General features: G+C 74.3%; 8 protein-coding genes. 2 read left to right on the top strand and 6 right to left on the bottom strand.

The window, feature by feature from the left end; translation table 11 throughout:
* Nucleotides 1-37: 37 nt before the first annotated feature.
* The 5 genes from ACIQOV_RS09950 to ACIQOV_RS09930 form a co-directional block, all read right to left on the bottom strand.
* Nucleotides 38-1243 carry an MFS transporter gene (locus ACIQOV_RS09950; RefSeq protein ID WP_401046941.1) on the bottom strand — a complete coding sequence of 402 codons (1206 nt, stop codon included), beginning with the start codon at nucleotides 1241-1243 and terminating at the stop codon, nucleotides 38-40.
* 5 nt (nucleotides 1244-1248) lie between these two features.
* Nucleotides 1249-1821: a GNAT family N-acetyltransferase gene (locus ACIQOV_RS09945; protein WP_401046939.1), complete on the bottom strand. Its 573-nt coding sequence runs from the start codon at nucleotides 1819-1821 to the stop codon at nucleotides 1249-1251.
* Nucleotides 1818-2987: a type III PLP-dependent enzyme gene (locus ACIQOV_RS09940; RefSeq protein ID WP_387688293.1), complete on the bottom strand. Its 1170-nt coding sequence runs from the start codon at nucleotides 2985-2987 to the stop codon at nucleotides 1818-1820. Before ACIQOV_RS09940 ends, ACIQOV_RS09945 begins: the two co-directional genes overlap by 4 nt.
* 180 nt (nucleotides 2988-3167) lie before the next feature.
* Entirely contained in the window at nucleotides 3168-4481 is a 1314-nt protein-coding gene (locus ACIQOV_RS09935; protein ID WP_401046936.1) for a DUF6271 family protein, read from the bottom strand.
* On the bottom strand, nucleotides 4463-5557 hold the full coding sequence (locus tag ACIQOV_RS09930) for a phytanoyl-CoA dioxygenase family protein (RefSeq protein ID WP_401046933.1): 1095 nt from the start codon (nucleotides 5555-5557) through the stop codon (nucleotides 4463-4465). Before ACIQOV_RS09930 ends, ACIQOV_RS09935 begins: the two co-directional genes overlap by 19 nt.
* Before the next feature lie 432 nt (nucleotides 5558-5989).
* On the opposite strand from ACIQOV_RS09930, the gene ACIQOV_RS09925 reads away from it, so the two are divergent.
* The gene (locus ACIQOV_RS09925; RefSeq protein ID WP_401046930.1) at nucleotides 5990-7945 is read left to right on the top strand and encodes an FUSC family protein; all 1956 of its coding nucleotides are present in this window, start codon (nucleotides 5990-5992) and stop codon (nucleotides 7943-7945) included.
* Between the two features lie 91 nt (nucleotides 7946-8036).
* On the opposite strand, the gene ACIQOV_RS09920 is transcribed toward ACIQOV_RS09925, so the two are convergent.
* Nucleotides 8037-9440, bottom strand: coding sequence for an amidase (locus ACIQOV_RS09920; RefSeq protein WP_401046927.1), 1404 nt, complete (start codon nucleotides 9438-9440; stop codon nucleotides 8037-8039).
* 308 nt (nucleotides 9441-9748) lie between these two features.
* On the opposite strand from ACIQOV_RS09920, the gene ACIQOV_RS09915 reads away from it, so the two are divergent.
* Nucleotides 9749-11027: cytochrome P450 (locus tag ACIQOV_RS09915; RefSeq protein ID WP_401046925.1), on the top strand; the 1279-nt coding region annotated here is incomplete at its 3' end.

Genomic DNA, 11027 nt, shown 5'->3' with positions numbered 1-11027 from the left:
GGGGTGCGCGAGGTCCCGGGCGGGCGTGCGGGAGGGGTCAGCTCGGGTCGGCGGCGAGCAGAGGGTCGGCGGGGGCGGCGGAGGTGCCCTGGCCGGGCCAGCGGATCCGGGTGGCGCAGAGGGAGACGACGGCCGCCGAGGCGGCGACGGCGGCCATGCCCCAGAGCAGGCTGGTGGCACCGGCGATGAAACCGATCACGGCGGGGCCGGCCAGCAGGCCGGTGGTGCCCATGGCGGCGACCAGCGAGAGGGCGTCGGCGCCCTGCCGGGCGGCGGCGACGTAGACGCACGGGGTCACCGCGGCCACGCCGAGGCCGACGCAGGCGAAGCCGAGCAGGGTCGGGACCACGCCGCCGACCGCCAGGGCCAGGGCGAGTCCGAGGCCGGCCAGCAGGCTGCCGGTGCGCACGATCCGGCCGTCGCCGAAGCGGGTGCGCCAGCCGTCCGCGAAGATCCGGGCGCAGACCATCATCACCGAGACCACCGCGATGCCCATCGGGGCGAGCCCGGCGCCGGCGTGCACGTAGTCCTTGAGGTAGAGCGCCGACCAGTCGTTCATGGCGCCCTCGGTGACGGTGCCGAAGACCATCGCCAGGCCCATCCAGAGGGTCGCGACGGTCGGCAGCACGAAGCCGCGGCGCCGCTTCCTCTCCTCCGGTTCGGCGGCTTCGGCCGGCCGGTCCGCCAGCAGCCCCGGCCGGGCCGCCACGACCAGCACCGCGAGCAGCGCGGCGGCCACCCCGAAGTGCACCGCCAGGGTGCCGGTGACGGAGGTGACGCCCGAGGCCAGCAGGGCGGCGAGCAGCGAACCGGCGCTGAAGGTGGCGTGCAGCCGGGACATCGTGGCCCGCTCGAAGCGGGCCTCCAGCGCGGCGCCCTGGGCGTTCATCGCGACGTTCAGGCAGCCGACCGCGACGCCGTCGAAGAACAGCACCAGCAGCGTCACGGGGTAGTTCGGCACCACCGACAGGGCGAGCAGGATCACGCCGAGGGCGAGCGCGGACAGCACCGAGAGCAGGCGGGAGCCGAGCCGCCGGGTCAGCACCGCGACCAGGGGGAAGGACACCGCCGCGCCGATTCCGCAGGTCATCAGCAGCAGGCCGATCTGGGCCTCGCCCAGATCGAGCCGGGCCTTGAGCGCGGGCACCCGGGAGACCCAGGTCGCGTACTGGAATCCGAGGACGAAGAACAGGGCGCCGATGGCCACTTGGGACCGGCGGAAGTCGTCGCGAACGGGGGACATCGGTATCAGCCCACTTCGGCTCTGGAGTACGGCCCGCGGATCGCGGTGGAGTGCGGCAGCGGCCGGACCGGGACGGCGTCCAGCGGCATCGCCATGTAGACCGCCCGGGTGCCGTAGCTCTCGGGCAGGTCGATCTCGGGCCGGGCGCGGTAGCCCAGCGGAGTCCACAGCACGTGCGAACCGCGGACGGCGACCAGCGAGGCGCTCCGGTAGCCGGCCGTCCGGGCGGTGTGCTCCAGGTGCCGCAGCAGCCGCAGGGACAGGCCCCGGCCGCGCAGGTCCTCGGAGATCACCAGGTCGTGGGCGTGCATGTTGGTCGGCCGCTCGCCCGCGTCGGCCCCGTCCTCGCCGCGGCCGAGGTCCGGGCAGCGGAACAGCGGGTACGGCAGGGCGAGCAGGTAGCCGCCGAGGCCGCCCGGGTGCTCCAGCACGAAGCAGGTGTCCGGCGAGGCCCGGTGCCGGGAGCGCAGCGCCTCGCGGCCCTCGGACAGGCCGCTGGCGGCGTAGGCGCGTTCTTCCAGCGCGACCACCTCGTCCCAGTCCTCCTCCCGGAGCAGCCGGATGTGGTACTCGCTCATCTCTCTCCTCCGTCGCGGCGCCCGCCGATGCAGCTGTACGGCAGCGGCGCGAAGCCGTTGAACCCCTGGGTGGCGTAGGCGGTGGCGTACGCGCCGCAGGAGTGGATCCAGACCGGTTCGCCGGAGCCGATCGCGCGCGGGACGCGCACCAGGCCGCCCTCCTGGGCGTACGCGTCGTCGCTGTCGCAGGTCGGGCCGGCCACCACGGCGTTGACGAACTGCCCGCCCGGGTGGGTGGGGAACTCCAGCCGGTACTGGAGCTGGTCCATCTCGTACAGGCCGTTGAACTTGCCGCAGCTGAGGTAGAGCCAGTCCTCCCGGGTGCCGTCGGGGCGGTGGCGGGAGGTGAGCCGGGAGACGTGGGCGCGGATCGCGCCGTGGTCGGCGACCAGGTGCCGCCCGGGCTCCAGCAGGAACTCCAGCGGCGCGGCGTTGACGGCGCTCAGCCGCTCCATGCCCTCGCGGATCACCGCGAACATCTTGTCCAGCGGCGGGTCGAGCGGGCGTCCGCCGCGGTCGAGGACGCCGAGGGCGGGCAGGCCGCCGCCGAGGTTGATCCGGGTCGGGGTGATGCCGCGCCAGTTGAGCGCCTCCAGTACGGCGGCCAGCGACTCGACGGCGGCGCTCCAGGCCTCGGCGGTCATCTGCTGGGAGCCGACGTGCACCGACAGTCCGGACGGCACGAGCCCGGCGGTGCGGGCGGCGTCGAGCACCCGCACGGCGTCCTCGGGCGAGCAGCCGAACTTGTGGCTCAGGCCCCACAGCGCGCCCTCGCCGGTGGTCGCGATGCGGCAGAACACCCGTGCGCCGGGGGCGTGTTCGGCGATCGCCGCGACGTCCTCCAGGCTGTCGGTGGCGAAGTCCCGCACGCCCAGCCGGTGGGCCTCGGCGATGTTGCGGTCGGACTTGACGGTGTTGCCGTAGTGGATCAGTTCGGGCGGCACGCCGGTGCGCAGCGCCTGGGCGATCTCCTGCGGGCTCGCCGCGTCGAAGCCCGAGCCGAGGGCGGCGAGGTGGTCCAGCACCTCGTCCACCGGGCAGGCCTTCATCGCGAAGCGGACGGCCACGCCGGGCAGTTCGGCGCAGAGCGCGGCGTACTGGCGGCCGATGCCGTCGAGGTCGTAGATGATCCGGTCGTCGGTGGCGGCGGCGAGTGCGGCGCGCAGCGCGGTGCGGTCGTGCTCGTCGGCGCGGCGCGTCTCGGTGTGCACCGCGGAGACGGCCGGGGCGCGGTGGGCGGGCGGGTGGGCGGCGCTGTGGCCGCCGGCGCGGCCGGTGGTGTGGCCGGCGGCATGGCCGGTGGCATGGCTGGTGGTCTGGCGTATCACGTGGAGTTCCCCGTCCGGCTAGCGTGGCCGCCGGTCGACGGGGGTGGCCCTGCTCGCCCGCACCAGCGGGCCCCACGCGTCGATCAGCGCTGCGAAGTCCTCGATGTCCGTCTGCGCCTCGTCGAGCAGGCGTGCCCGCAGGGGCGCCAGGTGGTCCGCGAACTCGGCGTACTTTCCGCCGAGGCGTCGGTAGCAGCGGTCGAGTTCGGCGAGCCTGCGGTGGTTCTCCGCGCGGTCCGTCGCGGCGCTGCGACGGGCGGATTCGGCGATCGGTTCGGGGCGGACGCGGTGCTGTTCGTCCAGCAGGGCGCCGCCGGCCGCCTCCATCTCGGAGTAGACCGGGTAGAGGTAGAGCATGGAGAGCAGGAACTTGGCGTAGCGCAGCTGGTAGGCGGTGAAGCCGGGGCCGGTGCGCCGTTCCGGGGTGTGGTAGTTGACGATGTGGCGGTTGTGGGTGACGCCCGGCAGGGTCGCGTCGCGCACCAGGTGGTGCAGGAAGTAGTCGCTGCCGATGGTGTCGGTGGCGGGCGGCAGCGGCACCCGTTCGTACACCTCGTGGTGGAGGCCGATGTTGCACATGTCGATGTGCCAGATGTCGGGCAGGTCGAGCACCGCGCGGTCGGCGGTGAAGGGCTCGGTGCCGCCTCCGGTGAAGGACTCGGCGACGAGTTCGCGCTTCTCCTCCTCGCTCGCGCCGGTGGGTGCCCAGAGCGCGACCACGTCGTGGTGGACCTCGGGGTCGAGTTCACGGATCTCGCCGACGTCGACGGAGAGTTCACCGATGAAGGAGGCGCCGACCAGTGCGACCGGCTTGTCCGCGTGCGCCGCGTCGAGGGTGTTCTCGGTGACGGCGGCGGCCGCGTCGGCGGCCTTCAGCCCGAGCGTGGCCAGCTCGTGTTCGATCGGGAACACCGGTTCGCCGTCGAGCAGTTGGTAGCGGCTGTCGGAGTCCCGGCGGTGCACCGACGCGCAGCCGAGGGCGGCGGCCAGCAGGAACGCCCGGTTGGTGCAGGCGCCGTAGGAGACGGCGTCGGGCAGCATCAGGCGCAGCAGCCGGTCCGGGTCGGCCGCGCCGGAGCGGTCGATCACCTCGCGCAGGAAGGCGCGCTGGGCGTCCTCGTCCAGGTGGTGGACGACCACGCCGTCGACGGCCGGCAGGCCGGCGAGGGCCCCGGCGTGCCGGGCACGGTCCGCGGGCTCGGCGGAGTCCAGCACCAGCAGGTGCACCCGGACGCCGAACCGCCGTACGGCGTGGGCGGCTTCGGCGCCGATCGCGGTGATGGTGTCCGCGCACGCGCGGTTGGTGGGCAGAGTCAGGCAGACGTCGCGCATTCCCGCTCCCCCGTGTCCCCGCATTCGTCGAACGGCTTGCCGCTCCATGACCGCAGGCCGAGCAACTTCTCCCCCAGCTCGTTGAGTTCGGCGGTTCCGTAGCGCTGCGCCTCGGGCCGGTCGGCGTCGCCGACCAGCGTGCGGTTCCAGTCCGGCGTGCCGAGCGTGCGCCAGGACTCCACCCGGGAGCGGCGCAGCTTCTCGGACTCCTCCAGCGCGGGCATCATCGACAGGTACTGCACCGCGCGCACACCGCCCGCGGAGGTGTTGGGCGCCACCCCGTGGGCGAGCAGGCCGTTCCAGATCAGCAGGTCACCGGCCTCCAACTCGGGCCGTACGACCGGGAACTCGGCGCGGTCGACGTCCGGGCGGATCGGGTCGCGGTCGGCCGGCTGGGCGGCCCGCCACTCGTCGAAGCGGCGGAACAGCTCCGGGTCGCACTGGAAGCCGCCGTGGTCGGGGGCGGTGTCGTTGAGCGCGATGATGCCCTGGACGCGCTGCGGCAGCATGTCCCGGGTGGTGTCGACGTCCCAGTGCAGCTCGATGTCGAAGCCGCGGTCGGTGGGCTCGATCAGCGCGCGGTCGCGGTTGCGGACGTTCGGCGGGTTGAGGTTGAGCCGGTCGAGGGTGACCCAGAGCTCCTCGCAGTCCCACACGTCCACGAAGGCGTCGTAGACGCGCTGCGACTGGCGACTGTCCCAGATGAGCTGGTGGTGGTAGGCCTCGACGAAGCCGTAGACGTGCAGGTGCCGGTCGAGTTCGTCGCGGTACTCGCGCTCGCGGTACCAGTCCTCGGGGCGGTCCGGCGACAGGCCCTGGAACTCCCAGGCGAAGTCGAGCAGTCGGCGCGCGGCCCCGGCCGGGATCGCCTGCTTCACCACCACGTAGCCGTAGGTCCGCCAGAACGCGTGGTCCTCCTCCGAGAGCACCCGCAGCGGGTGCTTCTTGCGGATCTCGCGCAGCGCGGCCGGGGCGAGGTAGCTCTCGGTGTCGGCACTGAAGTAGGGGCGCTGCGAGGCGGCCCGGTACAGGTATTCCCCGTCGGGTCCGTCGGGGTGTTCGGCAGGGCTCGGCATGGGCAGTCACTCCATGGTTCGTAGTCGACGCAGCGCTTCCTCGCGGGCTCGATGCGGGCACGGCGAGTCGACGGCCGGCCACCGGCCGCAACAGGAATTCGAGTCCGACCCGGAGGGCCGTCCGTATACGGTCCTTCTCGCCTCGGCCCACGGGCGCGGAACAGCGCCACGTCAGGGGGCCAACTCTCCCGCCCGGCAAGGCACCTCACCCCGCATCAGCCTTTGCCGAACCGCGCTCCCCATACGTTGGACTAGACCAACTAATGGTGTCAACCCTTTCCTGCGGGTTACCGATTGGGAAATCAACGCAGCTCACGACGCCTCTCGGGGTTCGCTTTATGTTTCGGAGACTGACATAAGAGCGGGTATGTTTCTGGAATTGACATATTCGCGCGCACGGTGAACCGGTCGGGCCGGCCGTACGTTGGGCTCATGGCACCCGCGCTGACGGCTCCCCCGTGGCTGACCGAGGGTCTGCGGCCCCGGGCCGCGCCCGTCCCCTGGGCCGCGGTCGCCCGCGCGTCCGTCGCCCTCGCCGCCCCGCTCGCGGTGGGCACCGCCACCGGACGGCCCGCCTACGGAGCGCTGGTGTCGATGGGCGCGCTGTCCGGAGTCATCGGGGACACCGCCGACGCGTACCGGATGCGGGTCTACAACATCGCCGTGCCCCAGCTGTTCGGCGCCCTGGGGATGCTGCTCGGCACCCTGGTCTTCGGCGCCGGCTGGACGGCCGTCGCGACGGTGACCGTCGTCGCGCTGGTCTCCGGCATGATCTCCTCGATCGGCGCCGTCGCCTCCGTCTCCGGACTGCTCCTGCTGCTCAACGCGGTCGTCGGGGCCGGGCTGCCACTGCCCTCCCCCTGGTGGCTGCCGCCCGCCCTGCTGCTGCTCGGCGGCCTGGTGGTGCTCGCCCTGACCCTGCTCGCCTGGCCGCTGCGCGTCGGCGTCCCCGAACGGGCGGTGGTGGCCGGCACCTACCGGGCGGTCGCCGACCTGTTGGAGGCCGCCGGCACTCCGGAGTACGACGGACGCCGCCGCGAACTCACCCGGTCGCTCAACCAGTCCTACGACCTGCTGCTCGCCCGCCGGGCCCGCCGGCACGGCCGCTCACCCACCCTGGTGCGGCTGCTCGCCCAGCTCAACGCGGTGATCCCGGTGGTCGAGGCGGCCTCGGCGGCCCAGCTGCGCCCGCCCGAGTTCGGCCCGCTGGCCGCCGGCTACCCGGCCGCCGTGCGCGCGCTGGCCGACGCCGTCGAGCAGAACCGCACCGGCCCGCCCCCGCCGCTCGGCCTGCCGGTCCCGGCCGGCCCGTCCACCCGCGCGCTGGTCCAGGCGATCGGGCACGCCGCCGTCGTCGTGCACGAGGCCGCACCCGACCCGTACGCCACCGGCGACCGGCTGGGCCGCCCCGCCGGGATCGAGGTCAGGGCCCGGCGGGCGACCAGGGCACTGCTGCTGTCCGGCGCGTCCTGGCGGTACGGGCTGCGGCTGGCACTGTGCATCGGGCTGGCACAGGTGCTGGTCTCGGTGATCGCGGTGCCCCGCTCGTACTGGGTGACGCTGACCGTGACCTTCGTGATGAAGCCCGACTTCGGCTCGGTGTTCTCCCGCGCGGTGCTGCGCGCGCTCGGCACCGCCGCCGGGCTGCTGATCGCCGTCCCGGTCCTGGCCGAGGTGCCGCACGGCTGGTGGGACGTCCCGGTGATGGCGGCACTGGCGGCCCTGATCCCGGCCCTGTCCGCCAAGGGGTACGCCTTCCAGACCGCGGCCATCACCCCGGTGATCCTGCTGCTCTCCGACCTGCTCAACCACCAGGGCTTCCACCTGGTGCCGCCCCGGCTCTACGACTCGCTGATCGGCTGCGGCATCGCGCTGCTGGTCGGCTACCTGCTGTGGCCGGACTCCTGGCACACCCGGATCGGCGACCGGCTCGCCGACGCCGTCCAGGACACCGCCTCGTACGTGTCGCTGGCCCTCGCCACCGCGCCCGGACGGGACGAACCGGCCCGCGCCCGCTACCGGCGCCGCCTCTACCGGGACCTGTCCACCGTGCGCAGCGAGTTCCAGCGGGCGCTCACCGAGCCGCCGCCGGTCGGCGCCCGGGCGGAGGCCTATTGGCCGGTGGTGATCGCGGTCGAGCGGATCGTGGACACCACCACCGCCACCCGGGTGCGGATCGAGCACGGCGCTCCGGTGCCGACCGCCGCCGAGGTCGCCACCGTCACCCGGGAGCTGACCGGCCTCGCCGAGGCGCTGCGCACCGGCGGGCCGCCGCCGGGGGCGGAGCCGGACGCGCTGGCACCGGACTGCGCGCTGGCCCGGCTCCACCACGAGGTGCGCGCCGCCCGGTCGGTGGTCGCGCCGATGCCCCGAACCCCCGCGCCCTGAGCGCGCGCGGCCGGTCCCGGACCCTCGGCGTTCGGTCCCCGACCCGCGGGTTCGGTCCCGGGTCCGCCGGGTGCGCCCCGCCCCGCCGGGTTCAGTCCTGGATCCGGCGCCAGGGCCGGTCCGCCTCCAGCGCGAAGGCCAGCTCCAGCAGCAGCCGCTCCTGCCCGTGCGCCGCCGACAGGTGCACCCCGACCGGGAGCCCGCCCGGCTCGGAGCCCGCCGGCAGCGCGATGCCCGGGCCGCCGGTCACGTTGTTGACCGGGGTGAAGGCGACGTAGCGCATCAGCCGGTCCATCAGCTCGTCGAAGTCCACGTTCGGGCTCAGGTACCCGATCGGCGGGGCGGTGTGGGCGAGCACCGGGGAGAGGATCACGTCGTGGTCGCGGAAGATCCGCGCGTACACGCCCTCGGCCCGGCGCAGCCGCCGCAGCACGCCGGGGGTCTGCGGGAACTCCGCCTGGAACCGGCGGCGCAGTCCGGTGGTCAGGCCGTCCAGCTTCCCGGCCCGGAAGCTCGGGTCGATCAGCAGCCGGCCGGTGGCGGCGATGGCCCAGGCGATGTAGCCCCAGTAGCTGACGAAGTCGCGGGAGAACTCCTCGCCGAAGGGCAGTGCGGTCGGCTCGACCAGGTGGCCCATCGCCTCCAGCCGGGCGGCGGTCTCCTCGACCACCTGCCGGGTCGGCCCGTCGGTCTTGGCGATCGGCGAGTCCACCACCAGGCCGATCCGCAGCCGCCGATCGCCCGGCCCCTCGACCAGGCCGAGCGGGGGCAGCCCGGGGTTGCCGCGGTGCCGCTCGGCGGCGGCGAAGAAGGCGGCGGTGTCGCGCACCGAGCGGGTCAGCACGCCGTCGGTGACCAGGTCGATCGGCAGTTTGCCGCTCTGGGCGTTGGTGACCAGTCGGCCCCGGGTGGGCTTGAGCCCGACCAGCCCGCAGCAGGCCGCCGGGATGCGGATCGAGCCGCCGCCGTCGTTGGCGTGCGCGATCGGCACCACGCCGGCGGCCACCAGGGCCGCCGCGCCGCCCGAGGACGCGCCGGGCGAGTGCGAGGGCTTCCAGGGGTTGCGCACCGGCTGGGCGGTGGCGAACTCGGTGGAGGCGTTGAGGCCGAACTCGGGCAGTCTGGTCTTGCCGAGGACGGCCAGGCCGGTGGAGAGGAACTGGTCGGTGAAGCGCGCGTTGCGGCGGGCCGGGCGGGCGCGGTAGGCCTCGCTGCCCATCGCGGTCGGCAGGCCGCGCAGGTCCACGTTGTCCTTGAGGTAGGTCGGTACGCCCCAGAGCGGACCGCCGATCCCCTCCCGGCTGATCCGCGGTTTGTCGTACGAAGCATGGGCGACGGGCAGCAGCGTGCCGTCCACCCGCGCGGCCCGGTCGGCGGCCGCGCCGACCAGTTCCCTCGGGTTGACCGCGCCGGCCCGGACCAGCGCGGCGAGCGCCACCGCGTCGTGGGCGCCCAGGGCGTCGTCGGCGAACGCGTGGACCCGCTCGTCGGTCATCCGAACTCCCCACTCCCTGCCGGACGTTCCACCGTCCGGCGATCGCACCGGTTGGTCGTACCTGCCCGGCTCTACTGACCGGTAATCTCGCAGGGCTTCGAGTGTAGGCACGACCGGCGGCCGTCGCCCGACCGGGGTCGACACCGACGGGTAAACGCTCCCTCAAATCTTCGAGGGCGCACGACCGTTCGGCTCGCGCCCCCGCGTTCACCCCGTCCGCCCGTCCACGATCGTTTCGCCGCACGCCGCCGGGAAAGATCACGTTCGCGATTCGTCCCGGTCCTCCCGCCCCAACCAAGGTGACGCCCGTGCCGACCCCCTTCTTCCCGACCACCCGGTTCACCGCGGCCACCGCCCCCGGCGGCCTCCCGCTGCTCGGCCACGCCCCCGCCCTCCTCCACCGCCCGCACGAGTTCGTCGCCGGCCTGCCCGCCCACGGCGACCTCGTCCGGCTGCGGCTCGGCCCGCTCCACGCGTACGTGGTCTGCCACCCCGAGCTGGTCCGCCGGCTGCTCGCCGACGACCGCACCTTCGACAAGGGCGGGCCCCTCCTCGACAAGGCCCGGGAGGTCCTCGGCAACGGCCTCGCGACCTGCCCCGCCGCCGCCCACCGGCGCCAGCGCCGCATGCTGCAGCCCGCGTTCCACCGCGACCGGCTGCCCGGCTACGCCGCGCTGATGGCCGAGGAGATCGGCGGCGCCACCGCCCGCTGGCGCGACGGCGACGTGATCGACGTCCCCACCGCGATGCACCGCCTCTCCACCGCCGTCACCGCCCGCTGCCTGTTCGCCGCGCACGAGCGGGCCGGCACCCTGCCGGTGCGCCGGTCCATGGACGCCGTCACCCGCGGCGTCGGCCGTCGGGTGATGCTGCCGCTGCCCGGCGCCGACCGCCTCCCCACCCCCGGCAACCGCCGCTTCCGCCGCGCCCGGCAGGACCTGCGGGAGATCACCCGGCGGCTGATCGCCGACCACCGCGCCACCGGCACCGACCGGCACGACCTGCTCTCCACGCTGCTCGACGCCACGGACGAGGACGGCCGGGGCCTGACCGACGCCGAGGTCCACGAGCAGGTGGTCACCTTCCTGCTGGCCGGCACGGAGACCACCGCCGCCACCCTCTCCTGGGCCTGGACGCTGCTCGCCGCCAACCCGGCCGTCCGGATGCGGCTGCACGCCGAACTCGACACCGTCCTGGACGGCCGGCCCGCCCGCCACGAGGACCTGCCCGCCCTGCCGCTCACCGCCCGGATCGTCAGCGAGACCCTGCGGCTCTACCCGCCGCCCTGGATCCTCAGCCGCACCGCCACCGCCGACACCGAGCTCGGCGGCCACCGCGTCCCGGCCGGCGCCACCCTGCTCTACAGCCCCTACCTGCTGCACCGCCGGGCCGACCTCTTCCCCCGCCCCGACCGCTTCGACCCCGACCGCTGGCTCACCACCGCCCGCCCCGCACCCGGCACCTACGCGCCCTTCGGCCTCGGCGCCCGTCGCTGCATCGGCGACGTCTTCGGCACCACCGAGGCCGTCCTCGCCATCGCCACCATCGCCGCCCGCTGGACCATCGCCCCCACCGTCGTCCTCACCA

This window comes from Kitasatospora sp. NPDC091257 (assembly GCF_044757675.1).
In the GTDB taxonomy this organism is placed as follows: domain Bacteria; phylum Actinomycetota; class Actinomycetes; order Streptomycetales; family Streptomycetaceae; genus Kitasatospora; species Kitasatospora lactacystinica.
This window is presented reverse-complemented; position numbering and strand designations above follow the sequence as displayed.

What these genes read in the sequence shown, in the direction of transcription:
- ACIQOV_RS09950 (WP_401046941.1), bottom strand. Translation starts at nt 1,243, where the DNA reads ATGTCCCCCGTTCGCGACGACTTCCGCCGGTCCCAAGTGGCCATCGGC.
- ACIQOV_RS09945 (WP_401046939.1), bottom strand. Translation starts at nt 1,821, where the DNA reads ATGAGCGAGTACCACATCCGGCTGCTCCGGGAGGAGGACTGGGACGAG.
- ACIQOV_RS09935 (WP_401046936.1), bottom strand. Translation starts at nt 4,481, where the DNA reads ATGCGCGACGTCTGCCTGACTCTGCCCACCAACCGCGCGTGCGCGGAC.
- ACIQOV_RS09930 (WP_401046933.1), bottom strand. Translation starts at nt 5,557, where the DNA reads ATGCCGAGCCCTGCCGAACACCCCGACGGACCCGACGGGGAATACCTG.
- ACIQOV_RS09925 (WP_401046930.1), top strand. Translation starts at nt 5,990, where the DNA reads ATGGCACCCGCGCTGACGGCTCCCCCGTGGCTGACCGAGGGTCTGCGG.
- ACIQOV_RS09920 (WP_401046927.1), bottom strand. Translation starts at nt 9,440, where the DNA reads ATGACCGACGAGCGGGTCCACGCGTTCGCCGACGACGCCCTGGGCGCC.